We start from the raw sequence: 24,971 nt of genomic DNA on the forward strand, positions 1-24,971 counted from the left end.
AAGGGTGGCATAAATCTCTGCCTGCCACGTAACTGAAGCGACCGTTTCACTCTACAGAAAGCGTTTACCCGTCTCCGACGACTCTCGGGTATGGCCCTCCGACGACGCGAAGCCCTCGGACTGACCGGCGCGCTCCTCGCCGGACTGGCGGGATGTACGGGGAGCGGAGACGATCAGAACTCAGACACGCCGACGAAAACGATGACCGAGAACAACGACACGAGCGAAGACGAGACGACTCGGAAGACCACGACCGACACAGAGGAACAGGACTTCGAGCGAATCGAAGTGCCGCCATTTCCCAAAATCGACCCGGTGACTGACCCGGAGCTCTCCGAAGACCTTCTCGCAGACCAGATTCGAGGCAACGTCGAATTCACGCTCGACTTGCTCTCGGTCCTCCGCGAGGACGCCGATTCGAATCTGTTCTTCTCGCCGTACAGCATCTCTGTGGCACTCGCAATGACCTACGCGGGCGCTGGCTCGAACACCGAGAAAGAGATGGCCGAGGCACTGCACTACGTCCTCGACCAAGAGAGGCTACATCCAGCATTCGGGTCCTTGGAGACAGAGTTCGAACAGCGAAACGAGGACGGGAGAGAGACGAACCGGACGACCCGAGAAGGGAAAGACCCCGGCCCTGCCTTCGAGTTCACCACCGGAAACGCGGTCTGGGGCCAAGAGGAGTACCCCTTCCGCGAAGCGTACCTCGAACTGTTGGACGCCTACTATCAGGCGGGCCTGAATCTCGTGGACTTCAGCGGTTCTCCGGAGGAGGCTCGCACGAAAATCAACGAGTGGGTCGCCGAACAGACGAACGACCGAATCGAGGACCTGCTCCCGCAGGGGTCCATCGACCAGACGACGAAACTCGTGTTGACCAACGCCGTCTACTTCAAATCTCGCTGGCAACACACCTTCGACGAGGAAGACACGACGCCGAAACCGTTCACCGCGCTCGACGGGACGACCACGAAGGTGCCGACGATGCACCAGTCGCTGAAGACGAGCCACGCCCAAATCGACGGGCACCAACTGGTCGAACTCAAGTACGCCAACTACGAGACGAGCATGGTCGTGGTTCTCCCCGCCGAGGGCGAGTTCGAGAGTTTCGAGCAGAAGTTCACCGTGGACCGACTCGCCATCATGCTCGAACAGGCGAGTCAGGCCAGAGTGGACCTCGCGCTCCCGAAGTTCGAAATCGAGTCGGAGTTCAGTCTGGTGAAGACGATGCAGGAACTGGGCATGGAAGACGCCTTCTCAGGCGCGGCGGACTTCAGCGGGATGGCCGACGGCGGCGGTGGCCTCTCCATCAGCGACATCCGCCACAAGAGCTTCGTGTCGGTGGACGAACTCGGCACGGAAGCGGCCGCCGCGACGGCCGTGGCAGTCGCCACGAGTGCCCCGCCGAAGCGAGTCGAGATGACCGTGGACCGGCCGTTTCTGTTCTACATTCGGGACCGGCCTACGGAGACGCCGCTGTTCGTCGGGCGCGTAACGGAACTCGGTGACTGACCGCTCCGCAATTCAACGATTTCGCCGCTCCTTCTCCCGGCGTAGCTATTTGGGGTTTCCACTCGTCCAGAGTCTATGGAAGATACCCCTCACATCGCCGCTATCTGTGGTAGTCTCCGGAACTCCAGCGTCACTCGGGTCGCACTCGAACGCGCGCTCGTCGGCGTCGAACGTGCAGGCGGCGAGGGCGAACTCCTCGACTTGCGCGAGTACGACTTACCGCTCTACGACGGCGACGAAGACGACCCCGGTGACTCGGCGGAACTGGCCCGAAAGGTGCGCGAGGCCGACGCAATCTTGCTCGGGACGCCCGTCTATCACGGGTCGTACTCCTCGCCGCTGAAGACCGCGCTCGACTACTGTGGCTTCGACGAGTTCGAACACAAGACGGTCGGACTGCTCGCCGTCGCTGGTGGGAGTTTCCCTATTACCGCACTCGACCACTTGCGCTCTGTCTGCCGGTCGTTGGACGCGTGGGTGCTGCCGTACGAGGCGGCAGTTCCGCGCTCGCGCGGCGCGGTTCGTGATAGCGAGTTCACCGACGACCAGCTAGAGGTGCGAGTCGATAGGTTAGGCGAAGAAATCGTGAAGTACGCCAACATCGCGCCGTGTCCGCCGTCGTTGGAGAGTGAGGAGAACGTCGGGGCGGAGTAGGAGACGCCGAATAGGATGGTTTCCGAGTGGTGTTACGCGACTGTCCCCGAGAAGCCTATTTCTTCGTACTCGACATATATTTCGAGGCCTTTGTAGTCCTTCGTGTCTCCGTCCCAGTCGTAACCCGCGCTCCGTTCGCCATCGACCGTTATCTCGACTCGACACTTTTCGTCCATCTGTGCGATGTCGGCAAACGATTTCTTGTCCGAATCCTCTTCGGTGGGAGCAGGGAGCATGAATTCCTCAATGAAGGTGTTTTTAGAGTCGCTGACGGGGGTAACGAGCAGTTTGACACTATGACTTTTGTTGGTAAGATTATATATAACTACGTCATCTGTCGAAGTTTCCGATCCAGTTGCAGGGATTGAAGTCTTGGCCGTTCTTTGCTTCTTTGTTGTCTCTTTTGAATCAGCCGAATCCCCTATTGCTTCTTTCAGTTTGGTACAACCGGAAAGTGAAAGGATACTGCCACCAATTATATATTTAGCGAAGTTTCTCCTATTATCCATATTTTGATTAGGCTTTAGAGGCTCATAAATGCTACTGAGATTTCCCTGAGAAGAAAAAATATCACTGGCCACAACTTTTATGACCATACAATTAAAATATCTTATTAGTTAAAGGATAAAATAAACCGTAGAAGAGCGTTACAAGTGGCTGCGTCTGCTAGTACAGTAGGTGCGATTTCTGGTACTCCAACCAGTACTGATGTTGTCCAAGCAGAAACCAACGTTCAACTAACGAAGTTTTCTGATTGCATTACGAATAAACAATCCAACGACATTGCGTGGTCCACAGACCGCAACGATACGGGTCTAGATGTATTCGACCAGGAGGTGAATAGATATTTTGATTCAAAGCCTAACGAAAAGTGGCGATCTAAATACGGGATTGGTGGACTCCACTCTCCAATCGTAAAAGATGGCATATTGTATGTATCCAAATCAAGACCTAACTCAAGAACGACAGCAGTCAATCCAGCGAATGGTGAAATAATCTGGAGGAATACTGGAAAGGGCCGAGTACCAACATCTCCAATTCTAGACCAAGACCGGATCTACTCCGTGATTGATGATTCTACGATTGCCGCAAGTACAGTCAAGAATGGTAAAAAGGATTGGGAAATCGAATTTCCTGAAGAGACAATCACCTCAATTTCTGGGCTAAATGGGCTAGTTTTATTTGGGACTCATGGTCAGACTCCTATCCTTGGTTCTCTGAATGCACAGACCGGGAAGAAGTGCTGGAAATTGGAACTTTCATCTCCTGCAAGAGAAGTTACCGGACTTGAAGTCCAAGATGACATTATATACTATTCTTGCTATGGAATGAAAACTGACCATCCTGATATCGGAATAGTTGGAGCTGTTGACTCTAGTTCACGTCAAGTTCTTTGGGAAGTGAGAACTACCCAACCTGCACTCGGACTATCAAAAACTGAAAAAGGTGTGTACGTCCGAACAAAAGGGAGTGTACACGCAATAGATGCTACCACAGGTCAATCTCGTTGGAGCGTTCACACGCACGGCGGAAGTAGCGCTTCACCTATAGTTGTCAAGGATACAGTTTACGCTGGCGGGCTATTCAAAATATTGGCAATAGACTCTGAGTCAGGTTCTGTAAAGTGGACGCATGAAATCAGTAGTAACAACCCACATCCAATCGTTGCAGGTAACAAAGTTTACTTTACCGCTGATACAGTTGGGGGTCGCAGCGCCATCTTCTCAGCCTTGAATCGAAACTCAGGTAAAAAATTGTGGTCGGTCGATGTGGGAAAGCGCCGACTAAGCGCGCCATTTCTGAATGATCAGCTGATTCACATCGCTGCACAAACTTTGGGTCAAGGCAATCCAGGGATGGAGTCTTACGAAGCTAAAAAAGCCGAGATAATAACCTTCAATTAAAACAATGGGATACGAACATATTTCATCCAAAACGGTAGGAGAGACGAGTGCCGGTTGCGCTGCGAAAGTATATATCATGAAAGCAAACAGTGCTGATGCTTCCGACCGTGAATCGTGTGCTTCAGCGATGAATACGATGTTAGACGACGTTTGGAATGCTGGAAAGATTCAAGGCTACGAAATCCACCAATATGACATCTTCAAAACGTTTGAATGTAGCAATTCAATAAAGAAGCAATTGCAAAGTTGGCGAGAGTCAAACCTGTTCACCGACCCTGGTGCCTACGTTGCGGTTCATACCTGTGACAAAAACGGATCACAAGACTTGAAAAGTGCTTGGAAAGACCCATCTGACTGTCACGGTTCTGCGCACCCAAACAGAAATCTTGAGCGAGCGTCAGTACACGAAGTGCAACACGCGTTTGCTAACGATTCATGCACGTACGTCAGTGATATGATGGTCGGGAGTAATGAACACACCTTAGGAAATGCAATAGACGTGAATGGTAACAAGAAGTACTCTCCATTTGCTGGCCAAAAAAATGCAGATGAAGGGTCGTGCTATGTTTCTAATCCCGACGGTAGTTGGGGTAATACTTTTCGTCCCTCTAATTGTACAAAGAGAGCTTTCAAATATTCTGCCAATCACTATCTAAATGGCCATATGCGAGACGACTGTTAGTAATAGCTGTTGTTTCACCCGAATCTAATCTGGAAATACCACGTCTTACTGCCGAATCCACAAGGTCATAATTCCCAGTACGAGCAAACCAACACCCCACCATATCGAGTCGCCGGGGAGGTACGCGAGCAGGAGCGTGACGACGCCGGAGGAGACGAGTGACCAACCGAGGGTAGTCTGGTACGTCATAGATTCTGTACGGTTTCTATCCAGTTAGCTTCGGGGGTGGCTGATGCAAGGCCGTGTCGGGCAGGGCTTTCGTCCCACACGACAGGCGCATATGGCCCATCGCAACGCTCGATGCCACTTTCCACCGAAACCGCCTGCCAGACTAACCATCGACTACGGTCGGCCAACCAACTGGCAGGGTGGGACCGAAAGGGGTCGGGCGTTCGCGCTCGTGTAGTCGTCTCAGTGACCCCTATCGGTGTCGAGCGGTGCGGAGAGGCACCGATATGTCGCTGAGCGACCGCGAACGCCCGAGGGCTTTCTAAGTAGTCACGGTTGCAGACGCCTCAGTTGCTGTCTGTAGCGAGTAGGCGGAGACTTTCGAGAAGGTAACGCCAGTGGTACAGGTATCTGACCAATCAAAAACTGCTACTCCGACCACTCCTCGGCGCGAATCGGCAACCCTTTTGACCCTCCTGTGAGCGCCAACGGATATGCACAAAATTACGAACAGCGGGTGGGTCGAGGTGGTCACCGGCTGTATGTTCTCCGGGAAGACTGAGGAGCTACTCCGACGCCTTCGCAGAGCGGAAATCGCCGGACAGGAGGTCGCCGTCTTCAAGCCGTCGTTGGACGACCGCTACGGAGAGGGGACCGTCGGCTCGCACAACGGCCGCCAGTGGGACGCTACTATCGTCAATCCCGAGGAGAACGTCTGGGACATCACCGAGGAACTCAACGGGGAGCAGGTCGTCGCCATCGACGAGGCGAACTTCTTCACGAACGAACTCGTAGAAGTCTGTGAGGAACTCGCCGCGGACGGCCGACGCGTGATAATTTCTGGGACCGACCAAACGTTCCGCGCCGAACCGTTCGAACCGCTCCCGCAACTCATCACGCTCGCCGAGTACGTCGATAAGTATCAGGCAATCTGCACCCAGTGTGGCGAACCCGCGAGTCGCAACCAGCGACTCATCGACGGCGAACCGGCCCACGTAGACGACCCCACCATCATGGTCGGGGCCGAAGAGTCCTACGAAGCACGATGTCGCAACTGTCATACTCTCCGAACCGACTAGTTCAGTTGTGACACAGTGGGTCGAAAATCCGACGGGCGGGCGAGAGCGCGGGCCGACCGCGCTCGCTCGCGCGTGGGTCGAAGTGCTGACTAACCCTCAGCGGTTCTTCCAGCGAGCGATTGCGCCCGGCGACCAAGCGCCCGGACTTGTCTTCGCTATGGTCGTCGTGCTTTTCGAGGAAGCCTCGCGGTTCGCGCTCGTCTCGGGCGCGGCCCCGACGCTCGGCGGGAGTCCCACACTCTCGGCACTCTTCGGTTTGGCGCTCGCCGTCTTGTTCGTCGCGCCTGCGGCGATTCACCTCACGGCCGCACTCCAGACGGTGCTGTTGATGGTAACTGTCCCCGAGCGCGCTGGTATCAGCGAGACGGTGCAGGTCATCGGCTACGCGACTGCGCCCTGCGTGTTGGTGGGCATCCCGAGTCCGTGGATTCGCGCGGTCTGTACGGTGTACGGGGCCGTCCTCTTCCTCGGTGGCCTGCGAATCGTCCACGACACCTCGCACCTCCGCGCGTTGCTCGCAGGTGCGCTCCCGGCGGCTATCGTGTTCGGCTACGCCTTCCGTGGCTTCGCCGCGCTGTCGGCACTCGCCACGCAGTTTGGCTTGTTCTGAGAGCAGACGAATTGCTGGCACGGAACGAATTAGGAACGGACTCGGTAGCGCCCCCGGCAGTCGCATCGGACCCGGACCGAATCCCGAAAAATCTACTTTTGCTGAATCGTTGGAGGTCGAAGACGTGCTGAAGGTGACGCTGACGCCGAATTGAGTTTTTCACCGTTTGGTTTTCGACTCGCTGTCGCTCTCGGCAATCTTTTTCCACAACTGCTCACAGTCTCTCCGTGCCGACGACGCCCGCAGAGTCGTCCATCGTCACCCGGAGTTCGTCGCCGTCGAGTTCGACATCGACGCGAACCCGAGTCGGCGACTCGGAGACGACTGTGGTCTCGTTTTCCGGGAAGTCAATCGTCCAGTAGGGCCGCTCCGAGAAGTCGATTCCGTGGTCGTGGTAGAACGCCACGACTGCGGGATGGGTGAGCGCCAGAAAAGCAGGTGGACCGCCGAGTCGCTGACCACAGCGGGAACAGTCGCCGACGTACAGTTTCTCGACTCCCTCGACACCTTCGGCAGTCGTCAACTCCGTCTCGAGCGGACCGTAGCACGTCGAACAGACGCCCATCGTCACGAACTCGGCGTCCCGACGCATTTCGAGCGAGGTGAGCGCGAGCAACTCGTCGGACGCGCGCTCGGCGGCGGTTCCCGGTGGTAGTTCCTGTGTGAACGAGTGGTCGTTCGGGCAGGTGATTCGAACCGTCCCGTCTTCGAACGACCCTTCCTGCGATTCGGCACAGAACGGACAGTCGGACTCGATAACAATCTCGCGTCTGTCTCTGGTTTCGTACGCTCCGGCCAGTAGCGTCGCCACGACGAAGTGGCCCTGATACGTGAGGCGGTACGATCCGTCTTCCTTCTGCACGAACCGACCCACGAGTTTGTCGAGGTGATAGTTGAAGTTCGAGGTGTCGTCGATACCGGCCGCCTTCCGAACTTCGGCGAACGTCGGCCACTCTTCGGGGTGGCGACACCTGTACTCGGCCAGCGATCGCAGGATAGCGAGTCGGGTCTCGTTGCCGACCAACTCGAAGACTGACGCGTCGGCGTCCATAGTTGGCGCTCTGGTGGGGCACACAAATTCGTTTCCAATTCCAGTCAGATTACGCACAATAACGGCCTACCGGAAATGATTATCTGCGTACCATTCGAAGCACCGAACATGAAGTTCGTTCGAGAACACCCGGTTGCGACGTTCTTCGCACTCGCGCTGGCGCTCTCGTGGGCGCTCTGGATTCCGGGGTTTCTGTTGCTGTCCGGTGACGTTTCGACGGCCCTCGTGATAGTTGGGTCCTTCGGCCCTGCGGTAGCAGGTGTCATTTTAACGAAAGCGCGCGGTCGAAGCGTTCGCACGTGGCTCCGCGAGATGGCACGGTTCCGCGTCGGAGCCAGATGGTGGGCTGTCGCCGTCGGGGTACCGGTCGGAATCACTGTCGTGAGTACGGTCGTCTACGCGACGTGGGTCGGACCGCTCGACCTTTCGACGCTCTCACGGCGCGTTCCGATGTGGCTGGTCGGTTTCCTCGTCATTTCTCTCGTCGGCGGTGGCAACGAGGAACCCGGCTGGCGCGGGTACGCACTGCCGAACCTCCAGCGACGATACAGCGCGCTGACTGCCAGCATCATCATCGGTCTCGTCTGGGCACTCTGGCACCTTCCGCTGTTCGTCCTTCCAAGCGGCCTATACGCCGGAAAACCGTTCTCGCTCTACGCGCCGATGGTCGTCACGTTCTCCGTCCTCACGACGTGGGTCTACAACAGTACCGAGGGGAGCGTCCCCGTCCTGATGGTTCTGCACGCGGGGTTCAATTCGATGGGTGCGCTCGTCCCGGTACCACTCTCGAATCAAGGTTCCGGAACCATGGCCAGTTGGAACGTCGCAGTGGTACTCGGCTGTGGTGTGCTTCTCGCGCTTGTAGTCGTCCTCTACTACGGTCCCGAGACGCTCTCGAAGGGTGAGAAGCCGACAGCAGGCGCCGTCGAGCGCAGTTCGACCGAAAACGGTCGAGAACTCGGCGAACCCGCAGACGACTGAAACGAATCGACTACAGACGACCCGTTCTCGCCTACTTATAAGGGCACCTCCGACGTACCCCACTGCATGCTCAACCTCATCATCGACGACTTCATGGTCGAGCTGAAGGACGGCGCAATCAAGAACGTCGGCCCCTCGAACAAGTCCGGCACCGCGAAGCTGTTCGACGTGGAGACGGCCGAAGCGCGGGAGTTCGGCGACAAGCGCGTCAAAATCGTCTGCGAGGACGACCAGGGAAACGAGGTGCAGGTCGCACTCTTCCCCGAACAGGTCCGCGAGATTGCGGACGACATCGAGGCGATGGAAGACGACAGTCCCGTCTTCGAGTGACCGGCCCCGCGTTCGAGTAACCGGTCCGTCTTCGAGCGACCAGTCTCAGATTCGAGTAGCTCCCCGAGATTCGGCTAGTCTCCCCAACAATTCGTCCGCTAGTAGGGGGTGAATGTTCAAGGGGCTCCGCGCCGTGCATTCTTGGGAAATGGTTTCACCAGACGGTCCGAACGATTCGCGCGAATCGGAGTCCCCACAGAAGGCCGACCACTATCGCCACGACGACGGCACCGACGAAATCGTCTTCGCCGTCGAAGAGGGTCGGGTCCTCACTATCCGTGAGTATCCCGATACCGACGCGTTCGAGCGGGCTATTTCGGACGCAGAGCACGTCGGAACGCACGACGGCGTAGCGGGACTCCCGGGTGCCGATGCGTTCGCCGACGACCAGTAACCGACAAGGGAGTTTCGACAACAGTTTTAGGCCGGGGCTATTTTCCTCGCGTATAAGATGGGTTCGTGTATCATCTGTGGGACCCCTGCCGACGGCGCAATCTGCGCCAGTCACGAGCAGGACGTCCTCTTCGAATTTACCGGTAATTCGCCCCAGCAGCTTACGTCTGGTCGGTATTACAAAGGTACAGTAGACGGATTCGCCGAGTTCGGCGTCTTCGTAAACATCGGTTCGCGCGTCACTGGTCTCCTCCACCGTAGCGAACTCGACCAACGCCTCGACTCCCTCGATTGGGACGAAGGGCAGGAGGTCTACGTGCAGGTCACCGACGTGCGCGACAACGGCAACGTGGACCTCGGCTGGTCCATTCGCCAGTCCGAACGCGAGTTCCGCGGCCAACTCCTCGACGACCCCGAGCGCGGTGCAGTTCTCATCGAGGACGACGAAGACGAGGAGAGCGAAGCCGAGAACGACGCGACGAGCGACACGTCGGCCACCGAAGAATCGACCGACGACAGCGACTCCGAGAACACCGAACAGCAAGCCACCACGGACGGTGCGGGTGCCGGAGCCGCTGCTCGACAGGAGACCGAATCGACCCAGCAGTCCGAATCGACCACCGAATTCGAACGCGTCGAAATCGAGACGCTTAACGACCACGTCGGCGACGACGTGCGCATCGAGGGCGAAGTCGTCGGCGCGCGCCAGACCAGCGGCCCCACCATCTTCGAGGTCCGCGACGAGTCGGCGACGGTCGATTGTGCGGCCTTCGTGGAAGCGGGCGTTCGCGCCTACCCCGAAGTCGAGACAGGCGACTTCGTCCAACTCGACGGCGAGGTCGAACTCCGCCACAACGAGTTGCAGGTCGAGACGGAAGACCTGACGAAACTCGAAGGCGAGGACCGCGCGACTGTAGAAGGTCGCCTCGAAGCCGCGCTCGCCAGCGAGGCCCGACCGGACGACGTTGACCTGCTGGCCGACCACGACGCGGTCACCGCAGTCCACACCGAAATCCGCGACGCCGCCGAGACGATTCGACGCGCCGTCATGGAGTCGCGGCCGGTCATCGTCCGCCACGACGCCACCGCAGACGGCTACGCCGCCGGTGCCGCCATCGAGCGCGCGGTCCTGCCGCTCGTTCGTGACGAACACGCAAAGAGCGACGCCGAGTACCACTTCTTCGACCGCCGCCCGCTGGAAGACGGTCACTACGACATGGGCGACGCGACGAAGGACGTGACGACGATGCTCGACAACCGCGAGCGCCACGACGAGAAACTGCCGCTGTTCGTCGTCGTCAACGCGGGCAGCACCGTCGAATCCAAAGACGGTCTCGAACTGCTCGACATCTACGACGCGCCGCGCGTCGTCGTCGATGCCCAGTACCCCGACGAGGAAGTTGCGGAGTTGGCCGACGTGACGGTCAACCCGTACCTCGCCGACGCGGAAGGCAGTGAACTGACCGGCGGCGTCCTCGGCGCGAACCTCGCGGCTCACGTCAACACCGACGTGCGCGAGGACGTGAGCCACCTCCCCGCAGTCAGCTACTGGGAGGACGCACCGACCGTGTACACCGACCTCGCAGACGAAGTCGGCTACGAGGCCGAACACACGGATGCGCTCCGCGAGGCAGTCGCGCTGGAAGCGTTCTACCAGTCCTACGAGGACAAGCGCGAACTCATCACGGACCTGCTGTTCGAACACGGCAAGCGTGACCTCGCAGAACACGTCAGCGGCCAGTTCCGCGAGAAACTGGAGACCGAAGTCGAGACGGCCGAACCGAACCTCTCGATTCGCGGTTCGAACGACGTTTCGTTCACCGTCCTCGACACGGAGGCGTTCACCCACCGCTTCGACTTCCCGCCGGTCGGCCTCCTGCTCGACACCATCCACCGGCGCGAACTCGGTGCCGAGGCAGCACCCGGTGACACCCACGTCACCATCGGCCTCGGCGAGGACGAACTCCACATCCGCAGTGACGGCCGCGTGGACGCTCGTGACGTCGCGGCAGATGCGAAAGACGAGGTTTCGGACGCTGGCATCAACGCCACAGGCACCCGCGACGGCAGCATCGAGTTCCTCTCCGGCGAGCGCGATGCTGTGGTCGATGCGGTTGTTTCGGCGATTAGCGACCGTCTGTAGACGCGATTCGCGGCTTTGGTTTCTTTCTGCTCTTCGCTTTCTGACTGACAACCAGCGTCGGCTACTCGTCTCGTTGCGTGTTTCGTGACCCATCCGTTCGTCCCGACGAGTTCGGAGAGAGGAAACGTCACCGTCCGTGAGACGCCGGTCTCGGTCCACGTCCGCTATCTACTCGCCCGAGACGAACTCTACGTCCCGGAACTCTATCTGTGCCCCACCGCTAGCACTCTCGGAAACCGTACACTCCCATTCGTATACGTCGCTCATCTCTCGAACGAACGCCAGTCCTAGTCCGGACCCTTCGCCGTCGCACGTGGTTGTGAACCCCTCTTCGAACACGGCCTCGCGATCTTCGGGCGGGATACCGTGTCCGTCGTCCGCGACGTAGAACCCGGTGGGCAGTCGCTCGACCCGAACGGACGCGTCCGCCCCGCCGTGTTTGACTGCGTTCTCCAACAGATTTCTGAACAGATGCTGGGTGTACGTCTCGTCTGCCAGTATCTCGTCGTCGATATCGACGGTCAGCGTAGCGTCCCGGGTGTCGAGGGTTTGCCAGACTTCTCTCACCACGTCATCGACCGAAATGGGTTTTCGGTCTCCGACCGACCCCTGTCCGCGAGTCAACAGCAGCATGACATCGACCATCTCCTCGATGCGGTCGAACGCCTCGCTGACGTAGTCTACTGCCTGCGAGTCCGCCGCTTCCGGCAACTGCTGGCTGTATATCTGGCCGATAGCCACCGGATTCCGAATCTCGTGGGCGAGCATACTCGCGAAGTTCTCCAGTTGCTCGTTCGACTGCTCTAATTTTTCGATGGTCTCTTTGAGCTTTTTCTCGCGCTCGACACGGTCGGAGATGTCTCGGAAGTAGACTGAGATTCCAGTTTCGGAGGGGTAGAGGTTCGCCTCGACCCAGAAGTCCAGCGTGTCGTAGTACAGTTCGTAGCTGGTTGAGACCTGTTCGTCCCGGGCCGTGTGGAAGGCGTCCCAAACCTCGTCGATTTCGGCGGCGGTGGGGAACACGTCCCAGAGTTGCTCGCCGACCAACTCCTCTTGGGAGTGTTGGAGGAGTTCTTCGGCGCGCTCGTTGACGTGGGTGAAACAGAACTCTTCGTCCACCGCGTAGAACGCGTCGGTAATTCGTCGCAGTATCTCCTCGAACTCGCCTTCGATGCGCACCCGCTCGGTGATGTCGGTGAACGCGAAGATGGCGCTGCGCTCCTCGCCGTCGGCGTCCAACGGCGACCCGTTCACGGAAACCCAGACGCGTTGGCCGTCCGGTCGCCGTAAGCCCAGTTCCATGTCGAAGATGGGGTCGCCAGTCTCTCGAACCTGTCTGAACGGTGCCTCGTCTGCGGACAGTGGATTGCCGTTTATATCGACTAGGTCCCAGCGGGAGTCGTCGTGAGAGAACGATTCGAGTTCCTCCTTGCTCCGGCCGTAAATCTCCTCTGCGCGCTCGTTGGCGAACTGTATCGTCCCAGCCTCGCCGACGATGACGATGCCGACGGGACTCGTTTCGAGGATTCGAGCCTTGACCTGCTTTTCCGCTTCGAGGCGTCGCTCGGTCCGTCTGTTTTCGATTTTGGACGCGAGGATATTGGCGACGTTCTGGACGAAGGTGACGTCGGATTCGGTGAACTCTCGTTCCTTCTTCGTGTGTACTCCAAGGATTCCCCACGGGTCTTCGAACGAACCGATGATGACGCTAATCCCGCTAATAACGTCGTGTTCGACGAGTAAATCCGGGCCGGAAAACCGCTCTTCCGTTGCAAGGTCGTCCACGACGACCGGTTCCTTGGTTCGGAGCGTGTGGACCGCCTGCGAATCGGTGCCCGTCGGAACCGTCGCACTCCCGATGAGTCCATCCTGCCAGCCCACTCCTTGCCGCAGACGGAGTCGCTCTCTGTCAGGCAGCAACTGGAGGACCTTACAGTAGTCGGCGTTCAGCGTCTCGGCGACTGCCGCTGCGGCGTCCTGCAACAATTGGTCGAGGTCCTCCGTTTCAAGTGCTTGCTGTCCAATCTCGGTGACGACCTCCTGCTGACGAATATGGCGTCGTATATTGATTTCCTCCTCAGACCGCGAATTCATACACCCGCGTCATGTTTCGGAAACACTCTAAATCTTTTCACTTATTTATCAAGGGACAAGACGACTAGAGACCGTATCTCCCAGTCGTCGAAATTACTCTGACGAGCCTTACTTCGTCGTCCGAGAGAGCGACGCTCTCTCGTGATCACGAAAGGGCGTCGCCCTTTCGAACGACTACGCTCAGTAAGACTGCGTTCGCGTGACCGACCCCCTTCAGTTCCACTTGGTAATCTGTCCCAAGCGACAGCCACCAAATCCAGACCCACAAGTGTAGACGACACCCTTATCCCCGACACACGACGAATACAACCCAATGAGTACGGAGACGCCGGACGCCACCGAGACCGAGGCGTTCGAGCGCGTCTGCGAGGAGATGGTCGAGCGCATCCTCGCGGGCGAGGTCGAGCGCGAGGACGTAGAGAGCGAGAAGCTGAAGGTGTGTTCGGAGTACTCCGCGCCGAAGGTGCCGAAGAACTCCGAGTTGATGGACTACGCGCCCGAGGAACGCCGCGAAGACTTGCAGGAGGTTCTCCAAACGAAGCCTGTTCGAACCGCCTCCGGGGTCTCGCCGGTCGCCATCATGACGAGTCCGCACAATTGCCCGCACGGGAAGTGTCTCTACTGTCCCGGTGGTCCCGGGTCCGAGTTCTCCTCTTCGCAGAGCTACACTGGTCACGAACCCGCCGCCGCGCGCGGCGTGCAGAACGACTACGACCCGTATGGACAGGTCACGCTTCGTCTGCACCAACTGCGGGAAATCGGCCACCCCGTGGACAAAGTCGAACTCATCCTGATGGGCGGGACGATGACCGCTCGAAGCCACGACTATCAGGAGTGGTTCGTCAAGCGCGCGTTGCAGGCGATGAACGACTACGACACGGACGCCTCCCCGGAACCCGCCGAGGGCGTGAGTTTCGCAGAGGACTCAGAGAACTACGACTTCGAGTATCTGGAAGACGTCATCGCGCGCAACGAGACCAACGACATCCGAAACATCGGGACCACCTTCGAGACTAAGCCCGACTGGTGTGACCCCGAGCAGATAAATCGGATGCTGGACTTGGGCGGCACCAAAGTAGAGGTCGGCGTCCAGACGACTTACGAACGCATCAACCGCGAGATGCACCGGGGCCACGGCGCACAGGCCTCTATCGACGCCAACCAGCGACTCCGCGATTCGGCGTTCAAGGTCGGCTTCCACATGATGCCCGGCCAACCGGGAATGAGCAAAGAGATGTGTCTGGAGGACTTCCGCCGCCTGTTCGAGGACGAGAAGTGGCGGCCCGACTACCTGAAAATCTATCCCACACTCGTCGTCCGCGGCACCGCCACCTACGACTGGTGGCACAAGGACGAGTACGAACCCCTGCAAAACGAAGAGGCCGCCGAACTCGTCGCCGAAATCAAGTCGATGATTCCCAAGTACACGCGCCTCCAGCGTGTCCAGCGGGACATCCCGGCGGACTTCATCGATGCTGGCGTCTGGAAGTCGAACCTGCGCCAACTCGCGCGCCAGAAGATGGAGGACCACGGCTGGACCTGCGACTGCATCCGCTGTCGAGAAGTCGGCATGAACGACGAGGACCCGGAGAACGTCGAGTTGGACGTGATGACCTACGAGGCCGCAGGCGGCACGGAACACTTCATCAGCTACGAGGACCCCGAGAAGGACCTCCTCATCGGCTTCTGTCGCCTGCGAGAGCCGGGGAATCCGGTTCGGCGAGAGCTGGAAAACGCGGCGCTCGTCCGGGAACTCCACGTCTACGGCCCGATGGTCGAAGTCGGCGACGAGAGCTACGACTGGCAGCACAAGGGCTACGGGACGAAGCTCCTGCGGAAGGCTGAGGAAATGGCTGGGGACGCAGGCTACGACAAGGTCAGCGTCATCTCCGGCATCGGCGCGCGGGAGTACTACCGGAACAAACTCGGGTACCATCAGGACGGTCCATACGTGAGCAAGCGGTTGTGAGGCGTGCGTAGAAGAGCTTCTGTGTGGTTTTGTGTGGTTTCTGTGGTCGCCAGCAGTGAGATTACGGTTTCTGTGGCAGTCAGCAGTTAGAACACAGTTTCTGTGGCAGTCAGCGTGAAGCTAGCTACTGCCGATACCGAGAAGACCGCACCGCCTCAGCCGCACACCTCCCCACCCGATTGCGTTTCTCGATTCTGAAAAACGCGGCGTGCCGCGTTTTTCAAGCTGTGATACTCATCCCTCGCGCGGTCGTACCCTTCGGGCACGACTTCGCGCGCCGAATCGTCGGTGAAAATGCGTCACGATAGTGCCTGCTAACTCACAGCCACTCCCCAGCCTCGAACCCCTCAATCTCGCTTCCCTCGGGATTCGTCTCGTCGCTGGCGATGCCACGGGGAACCAGTAGCGGCGAGACGCTGACCTCGCCATCGACCATCGCGCGGCGGTCGGTCCCCATCGCTTCGGCCGTCTCGTGGTCCAAGAACACCTGCCACGAGCGGTCGTGCAACTCGATGGTGGTCGGGTCGCCCGCTTCGAACTCGATGACAGACTCGTCGTCGTACACCACGTCGTAGGCGAGCGCGGGGTGCGTGATTCGCATCGCGGGGTCCGCACCGGTCGTCGGTGCGTTCACGTTGAGATAGTCGGCAGCGGAGAACGTCTCGTCGAGCACTTCGTTGAGGAGGTACCGAGTCGCGGCCTTGGCGAACGTGAACTCCTCGCTGGTCGGAGTCGCTCCAGCGGGCACCTCGCCGGAGGGGTCGTACACCGACACTGCGATGGCTGGCACTTCCAAGAACGCGGCCTCCATCGCCGCGCCGACGGTCCCCGAGCGCCCGAGGATGTGCGCGCCCATGTTCGGCCCGTCGTTACACCCGGAGACGACGACGTCGGGTTGCAGTCCCAAGGCCGTCAGTCCCGCCGCGACGCAGTCCGTGGGCGTGCCTTCGACGGCGTAGCCCAGTTCGTGTTCGTGGACGGTCAGCGAGTCCGAAGACCACGAGCGGGACATGCCGGTGCCGCTCTGGTCGTCCGCGGGCGCGACTACGGTCACGTCTGCGTCTGCTGCGAGCGCGTCGTAGATGGCGCGAATGCCGGGCGCGTCGATGCCGTCGTCGTTCGTGAGGAGGACGCGAGGTGCGTCGGTCATCGACCGTGATTCGGGGACCGCTCGCTTGTAGCTGTCGGCGGTCCCGACCGAAGGCTTTTCTCGCTGTTCTGCGTGCCGCCAGCTATGTCGCCCTCTTCGGAGAACGCCCTCGACGCTTCCCTGCTCGACTCTCCGCTCCTCTTCGGCCGCGACAGAGATGCGAGCGTTCGTCTTGTCGCACTCGCAGTGGTGTCGTTCCCGCTCGCTCTCGTCGCCTTCTCGCCCGCCGGAACGTTCGGCGTCGAATTCTCGCTCTCGCAGAACCTCGGCACGGTCTCGCTGATTCTCGTCCTCGCCGTCGTTCCCGCGCTGGCGGCGTTCTACAACGATGGTCTGCTCGTCTGCGTCCTCCTCACATTTGGACCTGCACTGGCGCATCAGCTGTCGTGGGCGCTGTACGAGTTGGACGACCAGCGTGCCACGCTCGGCTCCGTGGTGTGGCTTTCAGTGTTCGTCGCGGTGCTTGCAGGGTTGTTCGGATTCGCTTGTGGCTATTTCGCCAGGCGCTTCTTCGAGTCCTGACAGAAGCTTTTTCCCACTGTTTTGCGTGCCGACATGTATGGGACGACCCGCCCTCCTCTACGGCCGCGACCGAGACGTGAGCGCGCGTTTCGTCGGCCTCGCTGGTCTGCTGTTCGCCGCGACGTTCGTCGCCCAGAGTCCGTCGCGCGCGTTCGGCGTCTCGGTCCCCTTCGGTCTCGACTTCGGGTCGCTGTTCTTCTTCATGATAGCTGCTCCGACGCTCGCGGCGTTCTACAACGATGGTGCGCTGGTCAGCCTCACGCTCGCTCTTGGGCCTGCACTCGGGTTCTTCGTTCCGATGGGTCACTACGGACTGACCGAATCGGCCCCCTCGCTCCTCGCGGCGGTCGGTATAGGTGTCACGACTGCCGCGACGATGGGCATGTGTGGATTCCTCTTCGGCTACGTCGGTCGGCGACTGGTGGACTCGTATCGGTAATCTATGCAAACAAATCGGCGCGCGCTGGCCACCCGACGAGAAAAAAGGTGGAACGACAGCCATTTCCCCCACAACAAAAAACCGAGTAGCATGGACCAAAAGCGGGAACTGTCGAGTATCGACCTCGCCGCCATCGTCGCGGAACTCGGCGCGTACGAGGGTTCGAAACTCGACAAAGCGTACCTCTACGGCGACGGTCTCTTGCGACTCAAGATGCGGGACTTCGACCGTGGGCGGGTCGAACTCATCGTTGAAGTCGGCGAGAAGAAACGCGCGCACGTCGCCGCAGTCGAGAACGTCCCCGACGCGCCCGGCAGGCCGCCGAACTTCGCCATGATGCTCCGAAATCGGCTCTCTGGCGCGGACTTCGCGGGCGTCGAGCAGTACGGCTTCGACCGGATTCTCGAATTCCACTTCGAGCGCGACGACGAAGACACCACCATTGTTGCAGAGTTGTTCGGGCAGGGCAACGTCGCTGTGTTGGACGAGAACCGCGAAGTCGTGGACAGCCTCGACACCGTACGACTCAAATCTCGAACTGTCGCACCCGGCAGTCAGTACGAGTTCCCGGACGAGCGCATCAATCCCCTCGAAATCAGCTACGAGGCGTTCGTCGCCAACATGGACGAGTCTGACACTGACATCGTTCGTACGCTCGCCACGCAACTCAACTTCGGCGGCCTCTACGCCGAGGAGGTCTGCACCCGTGCGGGCGTCGAGAAGACGACGGACATCACGGACGCCACCGAAGACGACTACGAGGCCGTCTTCGACGCCATCGAGCGCATGTCGATACCCCTGCGCACCGGGGAGTTCGACCCGCGGGTCTACCGCGAGGACGACACACTGGTGGACGTGACGCCGTTCCCGCTGGACGAGTACGACCACCTCGACGCCGAGGCGTTCGACACGTTCAACGAGGCGGTCGATTACTACTACGCGAACCTCGACTTGGCGGGCGAAGACGACGCCGACGAAGCGGCCGGAAGTCAGCGACCCGACTTCGAGGGCGAAATCGAGAAACAGAAGCGCATCATCGAACAGCAGGAGGGCGCAATCGAGGGCTTCGAACAGGAGGCCGAGCAGGAACGTGAGAAGGCCGAACTGCTCTACGGCAACTACGGACTGGTGGACGAGATTCTCACGACGATACAGCAGGCCCGCGAGCAGGACACCCCGTGGGAGGACATCGAAGCCAAATTTGAGGAGGGCGCAGAGCAGGGCATCGAAGCCGCGGAAGCCGTCCACAGCGTGAACCCTGAACACGGCACCGTCACAGTCACTATCGACGGTATGCGCATCCAACTCGACGCGTCCACAGGAGTAGAAAAGAACGCAGACCGCCTCTACACCGAGGCCAAGCGCGTTGAGGAGAAGAAAGAGGGTGCGCTGGCCGCCATCGAAGACACCCGCGAAGATTTGGAGGCAGTGAAACAGCGTCGCGACGAGTGGGAGGAAGAACCGGACGAGGGAAGCGACGACGCAGGCGAAGACGAACAAGAGGAAGTCGATTGGCTGACCGAGCCGTCGATTCCCGTCCGCAGTCAAGAGCAGTGGTACGAGCGGTTCCGCTGGTTCCGAACCAGCGACGACTTCCTCGTCATCGGCGGACGCAACGCCGACCAGAACGAGGAGTTGGTCAACAAGTACATGGACGGCAACGACCTGTTCTTCCACGCGCAGGCCCACGGCGGTCCGGTCACGATTCTCAAGACCTCCGACCCGAGCGAACCGTCCAGAGATATCGACGTGCCCGAACAGAGCAAGCAGGAAGCCGCCCAGTTCGCCGTCTCCTACTCGTCGGTGTGGAAGGACGGCCGCTTTGCGGGTGACGCCTACATGGTGACTCCCGACCAAGTGAGCAAGACGCCCGAGAGCGGCGAGTACTTGGAGAAGGGTGGCTTCGCCATCCGCGGCGACCGCACCTACTTCCGCGACGTGGCTGTCGGCGTCGCAGTCGGTATCACCTGCGAACCACACACCCGTGTCGTCGGTGGGCCGCCCTCGGCGATTCGTCCGCAGGTCGAGACGCTGGTCGAGGTCGAACCCGGCCGGTACGCCCAGAACGACGCCGCCAAGCGCATCTATCGCGTGTTTCGCGAGCGATTCGAGGACACCTCCTTCGTGCGCAAGGTCGCCAGTGCCGACCTGATTCAGGAGTTCCTCCCGCCGGGCGGCAGTCGGATGAAAGACGAGTGACGTGCGTGTGGGACCAGTGACGTGCGTGTGGGTTGTCACCGTCCGACATGGCTATGGTCTCTCTCGACGTTCTCTCTAGTTGGGTTACTACCTGAGACCGGGTCGTGACCGCTCCGACTGTCGGGAGACGACCTGCGTATCGGGGGTTGCTCGGGGGACATCATGATACGCGACAGCATCGACTATCTGACGGACAGCGATACGGGAATGACCACGGTCGTACTCGGTGGCCTGTTGACGCTTTTCGGGATATTCATCATCCCGGCGCTCGTCGTGGAGGGCTATCTGGTTCGGGTCCTCCACGAAACCGAACGGGGGAACACGGAGGCACCGACGTTCTCCAAGTGGGTTCGACTGGCAGTGGACGGCCTGAAAGCAGTCGTCATCGGAATCGTGTACGGACTCGTTCCCGCAGTAATAGCGATGGTATTCGCCGGTAGCGGGGCACTCATGCTCTCGGGCGGGAACGCCGACTTCCTCGGTGGAGTGACGTTCCTCTTCGGGAGTCTGCTCACCTTGTTCGCCATCGTCGCCGTGTGGTACGTCTATCCGGCGGCAATCGCTCGGTTCGCCGAGAAAGAGTCGATGAGCGCGGCGTTCCACTTCAGCGCGCTCAGACCTATCGTCACCAAGGAAGCGTACGCGACTGGCTGGTTGATGGCACTCGTCGTCCTCTTGGTCGGCGGTATCGTCGTCAGTCTGCTCGCCGTCGTCCCGATACTCGGCTGGATTGGGGCCGTGTTCGTCGCCTTCTACGCGCAGGTCGCGGCGTACTACATCTACGGCCGCGCCTACGGTGAGGCGAGCGGCATGGCTCCCGGCGAGGAGACGCCAGTCGAAGGCGAACAACCAGTCGTCTGAACGACTCTTTTTCGGCGAACTGCGAAGCGAGCGGCCGTGACTCGGAGAGTCACGCAACGGTTAAGCTCTCAGCGAGCGTCTAAACGTTTCGAGCGAACCGCGCCTTTTCACAGCCAGTCCGCTCTGGAGCTACATCATGTTCGAAGACGCACTCACTTACCTGAAAGACAGCGACGACGCAGTCGAGACTGTACTGATCGGTGGCATCCTCAGCCTGCTCGGATTCCTCCTGATTCCGGTGGTATTCGTCGCAGGCTACTTCCAGCGCGTCCTTCGCCGCACGAGCGAAGGCGACCCTGCACCGTCGTTCGACGACTGGGAGGACCTCTTCGTCGAGGGACTGAAAGCAATCGTCGTCGGGTTCGCGTACGTACTGATACCCGCGATACTCGCGGTGTTACTGGTCGGTAGCACCGTGTTGTTCACGGTATCGACCGCGGAGGTCGTTTCGGACCCCATGACGACCGCTCCGACTGCGACCGACGGCATCGGCTTCCTCGGACTGTTGGCACTGCTCGGCGCAGTGTTCGTCACGTTCGCAGCGGCGATTGCGGCGTGGTACGTCGTGCCCGCCGCGTTGGCCCGTCTGGCCGTCGAAGGCCGCCTCGGCGCGGCCTTCGAGCTTAGCAAGCTCGTGCCCGTCCTCCGAAGCGGGTCGTACGCGACCGGCTGGCTCGTCGCGTTCGTCGTCCTCGTGGTCGGCGGCGCGCTGGTCAGTGGTCTCGCCTCGATACCCTTCTTCGGGTGGGCGCTCGTGCCGTTCGTGGCGTTCTACGTCAACGTCGTGGCGTACGCCCTCTACGGGCGTGCCTACGGCGACGCGACCCACACCGAGCGCCGTGAGGGCACGCTGGACGAGGAACAGCGGCCTGCGGTCTGAGCTGAACTTCGGTCCGAGCGGTCTGCGCTCGCAGACCGCTCGGACTGTAACACTTCTCGTCGGGTTCGATGCCTATCCTCGTCTAGATTCGACCGCCGGACCGGCGGTCGAATCCAGACACAAGTAGCCAGAACTAACTTTTCGCGCCCGAACCCTCGGCCATGCTTCGGGAGGCACTGACGTATCCGACGCGCGGCGAGCACGCCGAGCGGGCGTTGGTCGTGGGCACGAGTCTCACCGTCGCGACCGGGATACTCGCACGCCTCGGCGTCCTCGCGCTCCTCGCTGTCGTTCCCGCGGTTCTACTGGCAGGCTACGTCGTCGCCGTTCTCCGCGATTCTGGCGATAGCCTGTCGAACTCAGACGACGGGCCGCCACCCTTCTCCGACGTTCGCAGACTACTGACCGATGGCCTTCGCACGCTGGTCGTCTCCGTTTGTGCGCTCGTCGTCCCGATAGCTGTCTTGCTCGCGACGTTCAGTGGCGCACAGGCCGGACAGGCCACTCCGAACTTCGGCCGGACGCTGTCGGTCTACGGCGCGGGAACGGTCGCGCTGTTGCTCGCCCTGCTCGCGCTCTACGTCCTGCCAATCGCGCTCAAGCGAGTCGCCAGCGAGGGGAGTCTCCGGGCCGCCACGGACTGGCTTGCGTTCCGGCGCACCGCGACCGACGGCGCGTACTTCTATCGGTGGTCGGTTGCCGTGGTGGTCGGGGGCGTCGCGCTCACGCTGGCGTTCGCGCTGGCTTCGCTCGGTCGTCTGGGTGAAGTCGTCGCGCTGGCGCTCTCGTTCTACGCGTCGTTGGTCGTCTCGCGACTGATTGGCGTGGCGACCGGATGAAGAGGGACTGTCGAACTTCTTGGCAGTTCACGGGACTTGGATCGGGAAACGCGCGGGACGAACTTGTCGTCTCCAAGGCTCGACGCACCGGCAGAAGATATATCGACTGACATGTAGTACTGACGGCGAATGTCTCTATCCGCCCACGTTCGACGGCGTGCAGTCCTTGCCAGCAGTGCAAGTCTGTTTAGTGGACTGTCTGGATGTTCGTCGGTGTTCAGTGAGTCTGACCCCGAAACGTATCGTCCACCTCCACTGCATGCAATCCATCTCGCGAACTACTACGATGAACCGAAACAGACCTCGCTCGTAGTCGAACGAAACGGCCAGATAGTCCACTGGAATACCTACAAACTGCCCAAACAGAGCCAAGACCGAATCATCGCAATCTCAGACAAAGAGTGGATAGGGTGCGGTCGATACGAAGTGAGTATCCGGGTGCAAGATAACTCCCAATGGGCGACACTCGACTTCGAGGACGTAGAATCATCAAAAATGGCTAACGGGAAGATTCAGACTATTCGTCTCGGTGTTGACTTCCGCCCCGAAGGAATCAATTTCCGGCCCGTACATCTCGATGACCCAATGATTCGGTGCGAAGATACTCAAACAGGGGCACAGACGACACGAGATTAACGCGCGGTTCTGCTCGGTCGTTAACCGAACTATCGTCGGAGAAGAATCCCGACGAGGATTATAAAAAATACAACAGTTCAGTGCAGATTCGCGTCTTCCGTCTCTTCGAGTCGGAAGTCTTCGAGCATCTGTTGCATCTCCGCAGACGTGTCTGTGACTTCCGAGGACGCGTGTGTCAGTTCGCCGACAGCATCGGTCTGCTGGTCGATGCCCGCCGCGACTTCCTGTATCTCGGCGCTGACCTCTCGACTGGCGTCCGAGACGTTTTCGACCAGTCGGGAGACCTCTTCTGCGTCGCTGGCTTGGTCGCCGGTCGCGCGTCGAATTTCCTCGATGCCTTCGCTGGTCTCCGTGACCGCCGCCTCGATGTCTTCGATGTGCTCGACCACGTCGCGCACGGCATCGACGCCCGTCTCGACCTGCTGGTTGCTGGCCTCGATGGTCTCTGCGGTCTCGTTGATGCCGCCCTTGAGTTCTTCGAGCGAGTCCGATATCTCCTCGACGGCGTCCTTCGACTCCTCGGCGAGTTCCTTGACCTCGTTGGCGACGACTTGGAAGCCAGCGCCGTCGCCGTCGGCGCGCGCGGCCTCGATGTTGGCGTTCAGCGCGAGCAGGTTCGTCTGGTCGGCGATGTCCGCGATCATCTCGGTCATCGCGTTGATGGTCTCCATCTGGTCTTCCAGCGACTCTATCATCTCGATGTTACGCTCGGAGGCCTGACTGGCCGCGTCGATGGTATCGATGGCGTCGTGAGCGGTCGTCGTCCCTTCGAGCGCGCGATTGGACGCTTCGTCGGAACGCGAGTCGATTTGCTGAACCGTCGCCGTAATCTCCTCGATGGAGGCAGAGAGGTTCGAGACGTTCTCTTCGGCTTCCGAGGCGCGCTCGGCCTGCCGTTCCGCGGTCTCGGCGACGCTCCCGCTCGAATCGTTGATGTCGTCGATTGCGTCCATCGCTTCGCCGCTCGCGGCTTGAATCTCAGATCCGATGTCCGCGAGGTCGTCCGACTGCGCTCGGGTGCGTTCGAGCGTCTCGCGGAGCGAATCGACCGCGAACCCGAGGTCGTCGGCCATTCCGCCGAACTTCTCGTGGACACTGACGATGGCGTCGAACTGTTCGTCCGGTTCCGGAATCGTCGGGTCGATGGTCAGGTCGCCCTTGCTCAGTCGTTCGAGGTACGTCTTGAGTTCCTCGACGACGGTCTGTTGGTAGGACTCGACCAACTCCTCGCGGCGCTGGAGTTCGATGCGTTCGGTGATGTCGCGGTTGATTTCGAGCGCACCGACGATGTTGCCTGCGTCGTCGTAGAATGGCATCAGACTCCGACTTACCGGAACCTCGCCGCTATCGACTTCGATGGTGTCCTCCAAGTTCTGGACCGGTTCGCCCGTGTCGAGCACTTCTCGCATCACGCTGTTGTCGGCTTCGTCCAGTTCGAAGAGGTTCACGCCGATGAGATCCCCTCGTTTCTTTTCGAAGAGGTCGAGCGCCTCGTCGTTGATGCGGTCGATATTCCCCTCGGCGTCCACTGTGAAGATGGGATAACAGAGTCCGTCGAGAACGCTCTCGATTATCGATTCTGCGGTCACCGTCCCGCCCGTTGCCATCTCTCCGTTCTCGGAGTCGGCGACTCCGGTCGCCGGTGATGCGTCGGGTCCCGCAGTCCCGTCGGACTCGTCCGCGTCCGCGGTCGTGCTGCGGATTCCCGAAAGCACGTTGAACATGTTTGTGAGTCCTAGAGCGACATTGCATAAAGGTATCTCCGATTATGGAATTTGAGAATCGCCGACACAGCCACAGAACGGGTTCTGAGTGCTTTTCGGAGCTACTGACGAGGAGAGATCACGACGACAAGTCGAAATAGTAGCACAA

22 protein-coding genes are annotated in these 24,971 nt (G+C 59.8%); 16 read left to right on the top strand and 6 right to left on the bottom strand.

From position 1 onward, the window contains the following. The first annotated feature begins 90 nt into the window (after positions 1-90). On the top strand, positions 91-1,515 hold the full coding sequence (locus tag F7R90_RS05340) for a serpin family protein (RefSeq protein ID WP_158056233.1): 1,425 nt from the start codon (positions 91-93) through the stop codon (positions 1,513-1,515). 75 nt (positions 1,516-1,590) lie between these two features. Then, positions 1,591-2,169, top strand: a complete 579-nt coding sequence (locus F7R90_RS05345) for an NADPH-dependent FMN reductase (RefSeq protein WP_158056234.1) — start codon at positions 1,591-1,593, stop codon at positions 2,167-2,169. Positions 2,170-2,201: 32 nt separating this feature from the next. Here F7R90_RS05345 and F7R90_RS05350 read toward each other — a convergent pair whose 3' ends face one another. Beyond that, positions 2,202-2,765, bottom strand: a complete 564-nt coding sequence (locus tag F7R90_RS05350; RefSeq protein ID WP_158056235.1) for a hypothetical protein — start codon at positions 2,763-2,765, stop codon at positions 2,202-2,204. A 57-nt stretch (positions 2,766-2,822) separates the two neighbouring features. Here F7R90_RS05350 and F7R90_RS05355 point away from each other — a divergent pair, with 57 nt between their 5' ends. After that, entirely contained in the window at positions 2,823-4,073 is a 1,251-nt protein-coding gene (locus tag F7R90_RS05355) for an outer membrane protein assembly factor BamB family protein (RefSeq protein ID WP_158056236.1), read from the top strand. Positions 4,074-4,800: 727 nt separating this feature from the next. Here the strand turns inward: F7R90_RS05355 and F7R90_RS22080 are convergent. Next, on the bottom strand, positions 4,801-4,944 hold the full coding sequence (locus tag F7R90_RS22080) for a hypothetical protein (RefSeq protein ID WP_192498408.1): 144 nt from the start codon (positions 4,942-4,944) through the stop codon (positions 4,801-4,803). A 473-nt stretch (positions 4,945-5,417) separates the two neighbouring features. Here F7R90_RS22080 and F7R90_RS05360 point away from each other — a divergent pair, with 473 nt between their 5' ends. Continuing rightward, positions 5,418-6,002 carry a thymidine kinase gene (locus F7R90_RS05360; RefSeq protein ID WP_158056237.1) on the top strand — a complete coding sequence of 195 codons (585 nt, stop codon included), beginning with the start codon at positions 5,418-5,420 and terminating at the stop codon, positions 6,000-6,002. Between the two features lie 7 nt (positions 6,003-6,009). Beyond that, positions 6,010-6,612, top strand: coding sequence for a YIP1 family protein (locus F7R90_RS05365; RefSeq protein WP_158056238.1), 603 nt, complete (start codon positions 6,010-6,012; stop codon positions 6,610-6,612). 214 nt (positions 6,613-6,826) lie between these two features. Here the strand turns inward: F7R90_RS05365 and F7R90_RS05370 are convergent, their stop codons facing one another. Continuing rightward, positions 6,827-7,663 carry a winged helix-turn-helix domain-containing protein gene (locus tag F7R90_RS05370; RefSeq protein ID WP_158056239.1) on the bottom strand — a complete coding sequence of 279 codons (837 nt, stop codon included), beginning with the start codon at positions 7,661-7,663 and terminating at the stop codon, positions 6,827-6,829. 108 nt (positions 7,664-7,771) lie between these two features. Between F7R90_RS05370 and F7R90_RS05375 the strand changes: the two genes are divergently transcribed. The 4 genes from F7R90_RS05375 (at position 7,772) to F7R90_RS05390 (ending at position 11,510) form a co-directional block, all read left to right on the top strand. Beyond that, complete coding sequence (locus F7R90_RS05375; protein WP_192498409.1) at positions 7,772-8,644, top strand: CPBP family intramembrane glutamic endopeptidase; 873 nt, start codon at positions 7,772-7,774, stop codon at positions 8,642-8,644. 66 nt (positions 8,645-8,710) lie between these two features. After that, complete coding sequence (locus tag F7R90_RS05380; RefSeq protein WP_158056241.1) at positions 8,711-8,974, top strand: hypothetical protein; 264 nt, start codon at positions 8,711-8,713, stop codon at positions 8,972-8,974. A 148-nt stretch (positions 8,975-9,122) separates the two neighbouring features. Continuing rightward, entirely contained in the window at positions 9,123-9,368 is a 246-nt protein-coding gene (locus F7R90_RS05385) for a hypothetical protein (RefSeq protein ID WP_158056242.1), read from the top strand. A gap of 57 nt (positions 9,369-9,425) precedes the next feature. Next, complete coding sequence (locus tag F7R90_RS05390) at positions 9,426-11,510, top strand: DHH family phosphoesterase (protein WP_158056243.1); 2,085 nt, start codon at positions 9,426-9,428, stop codon at positions 11,508-11,510. Positions 11,511-11,678: 168 nt separating this feature from the next. On the opposite strand, the gene F7R90_RS05395 is transcribed toward F7R90_RS05390, so the two are convergent. After that, positions 11,679-13,604 (bottom strand): PAS domain S-box protein, encoded by a 1,926-nt coding sequence (locus F7R90_RS05395; protein WP_158056244.1) that lies wholly within the window; start codon positions 13,602-13,604, stop codon positions 11,679-11,681. Between the two features lie 313 nt (positions 13,605-13,917). Here F7R90_RS05395 and F7R90_RS05400 point away from each other — a divergent pair, with 313 nt between their 5' ends. Continuing rightward, the gene (locus F7R90_RS05400) at positions 13,918-15,573 is read left to right on the top strand and encodes a tRNA uridine(34) 5-carboxymethylaminomethyl modification radical SAM/GNAT enzyme Elp3 (protein ID WP_158056245.1); all 1,656 of its coding nucleotides are present in this window, start codon (positions 13,918-13,920) and stop codon (positions 15,571-15,573) included. A 319-nt stretch (positions 15,574-15,892) separates the two neighbouring features. Here F7R90_RS05400 and surE read toward each other — a convergent pair whose 3' ends face one another. After that, positions 15,893-16,723 (bottom strand): 5'/3'-nucleotidase SurE, encoded by an 831-nt coding sequence (surE, locus tag F7R90_RS05405; RefSeq protein WP_158056246.1) that lies wholly within the window; start codon positions 16,721-16,723, stop codon positions 15,893-15,895. An 84-nt stretch (positions 16,724-16,807) separates the two neighbouring features. On the opposite strand from surE, the gene F7R90_RS05410 reads away from it, so the two are divergent. From F7R90_RS05410 to F7R90_RS05435, 6 genes are all read left to right on the top strand, one after another. Further along, on the top strand, positions 16,808-17,245 hold the full coding sequence (locus F7R90_RS05410; protein ID WP_158056247.1) for a hypothetical protein: 438 nt from the start codon (positions 16,808-16,810) through the stop codon (positions 17,243-17,245). Between the two features lie 37 nt (positions 17,246-17,282). Continuing rightward, positions 17,283-17,684, top strand: coding sequence for a hypothetical protein (locus F7R90_RS05415; protein ID WP_158056248.1), 402 nt, complete (start codon positions 17,283-17,285; stop codon positions 17,682-17,684). Positions 17,685-17,774: 90 nt separating this feature from the next. Next, positions 17,775-19,883: a ribosome rescue protein RqcH gene (rqcH, locus tag F7R90_RS05420; RefSeq protein WP_158056249.1), complete on the top strand. Its 2,109-nt coding sequence runs from the start codon at positions 17,775-17,777 to the stop codon at positions 19,881-19,883. Positions 19,884-20,045: 162 nt separating this feature from the next. Beyond that, positions 20,046-20,744, top strand: coding sequence for a DUF4013 domain-containing protein (locus tag F7R90_RS05425; RefSeq protein WP_158056250.1), 699 nt, complete (start codon positions 20,046-20,048; stop codon positions 20,742-20,744). 136 nt (positions 20,745-20,880) lie between these two features. After that, on the top strand, positions 20,881-21,624 hold the full coding sequence (locus F7R90_RS05430) for a DUF4013 domain-containing protein (protein WP_158056251.1): 744 nt from the start codon (positions 20,881-20,883) through the stop codon (positions 21,622-21,624). A gap of 161 nt (positions 21,625-21,785) precedes the next feature. Continuing rightward, entirely contained in the window at positions 21,786-22,463 is a 678-nt protein-coding gene (locus F7R90_RS05435; protein WP_158056252.1) for a DUF4013 domain-containing protein, read from the top strand. 713 nt (positions 22,464-23,176) lie between these two features. Here the strand turns inward: F7R90_RS05435 and F7R90_RS05440 are convergent. Further along, on the bottom strand, positions 23,177-24,823 hold the full coding sequence (locus F7R90_RS05440) for a methyl-accepting chemotaxis protein (protein WP_158056253.1): 1,647 nt from the start codon (positions 24,821-24,823) through the stop codon (positions 23,177-23,179). Between the last annotated feature and the right edge of the window lie 148 nt (positions 24,824-24,971).

Source organism: Halorussus halophilus, assembly GCF_008831545.1.
Classification (GTDB): Archaea; Halobacteriota; Halobacteria; order Halobacteriales; family Haladaptataceae; genus Halorussus; species Halorussus halophilus.

What these genes read in the sequence shown, in the direction of transcription:
- F7R90_RS05425 (WP_158056250.1), top strand. Translation starts at nt 20,046, where the DNA reads ATGATACGCGACAGCATCGACTATCTGACGGACAGCGATACGGGAATG.
- F7R90_RS05435 (WP_158056252.1), top strand. Translation starts at nt 21,786, where the DNA reads ATGCTTCGGGAGGCACTGACGTATCCGACGCGCGGCGAGCACGCCGAG.
- F7R90_RS05345 (WP_158056234.1), top strand. Translation starts at nt 1,591, where the DNA reads ATGGAAGATACCCCTCACATCGCCGCTATCTGTGGTAGTCTCCGGAAC.
- F7R90_RS05390 (WP_158056243.1), top strand. Translation starts at nt 9,426, where the DNA reads ATGGGTTCGTGTATCATCTGTGGGACCCCTGCCGACGGCGCAATCTGC.
- F7R90_RS05400 (WP_158056245.1), top strand. Translation starts at nt 13,918, where the DNA reads ATGAGTACGGAGACGCCGGACGCCACCGAGACCGAGGCGTTCGAGCGC.
- F7R90_RS05410 (WP_158056247.1), top strand. Translation starts at nt 16,808, where the DNA reads ATGTCGCCCTCTTCGGAGAACGCCCTCGACGCTTCCCTGCTCGACTCT.
- F7R90_RS05430 (WP_158056251.1), top strand. Translation starts at nt 20,881, where the DNA reads ATGTTCGAAGACGCACTCACTTACCTGAAAGACAGCGACGACGCAGTC.
- rqcH (WP_158056249.1), top strand. Translation starts at nt 17,775, where the DNA reads ATGGACCAAAAGCGGGAACTGTCGAGTATCGACCTCGCCGCCATCGTC.
- F7R90_RS05380 (WP_158056241.1), top strand. Translation starts at nt 8,711, where the DNA reads ATGCTCAACCTCATCATCGACGACTTCATGGTCGAGCTGAAGGACGGC.
- F7R90_RS05415 (WP_158056248.1), top strand. Translation starts at nt 17,283, where the DNA reads ATGGGACGACCCGCCCTCCTCTACGGCCGCGACCGAGACGTGAGCGCG.
- F7R90_RS05340 (WP_158056233.1), top strand. Translation starts at nt 91, where the DNA reads ATGGCCCTCCGACGACGCGAAGCCCTCGGACTGACCGGCGCGCTCCTC.
- F7R90_RS05440 (WP_158056253.1), bottom strand. Translation starts at nt 24,823, where the DNA reads ATGTTCAACGTGCTTTCGGGAATCCGCAGCACGACCGCGGACGCGGAC.
- F7R90_RS05395 (WP_158056244.1), bottom strand. Translation starts at nt 13,604, where the DNA reads ATGAATTCGCGGTCTGAGGAGGAAATCAATATACGACGCCATATTCGT.
- F7R90_RS05385 (WP_158056242.1), top strand. Translation starts at nt 9,123, where the DNA reads ATGGTTTCACCAGACGGTCCGAACGATTCGCGCGAATCGGAGTCCCCA.
- surE (WP_158056246.1), bottom strand. Translation starts at nt 16,723, where the DNA reads ATGACCGACGCACCTCGCGTCCTCCTCACGAACGACGACGGCATCGAC.
- F7R90_RS22080 (WP_192498408.1), bottom strand. Translation starts at nt 4,944, where the DNA reads ATGACGTACCAGACTACCCTCGGTTGGTCACTCGTCTCCTCCGGCGTC.
- F7R90_RS05375 (WP_192498409.1), top strand. Translation starts at nt 7,772, where the DNA reads ATGAAGTTCGTTCGAGAACACCCGGTTGCGACGTTCTTCGCACTCGCG.
- F7R90_RS05370 (WP_158056239.1), bottom strand. Translation starts at nt 7,663, where the DNA reads ATGGACGCCGACGCGTCAGTCTTCGAGTTGGTCGGCAACGAGACCCGA.
- F7R90_RS05360 (WP_158056237.1), top strand. Translation starts at nt 5,418, where the DNA reads ATGCACAAAATTACGAACAGCGGGTGGGTCGAGGTGGTCACCGGCTGT.
- F7R90_RS05350 (WP_158056235.1), bottom strand. Translation starts at nt 2,765, where the DNA reads ATGGTCATAAAAGTTGTGGCCAGTGATATTTTTTCTTCTCAGGGAAAT.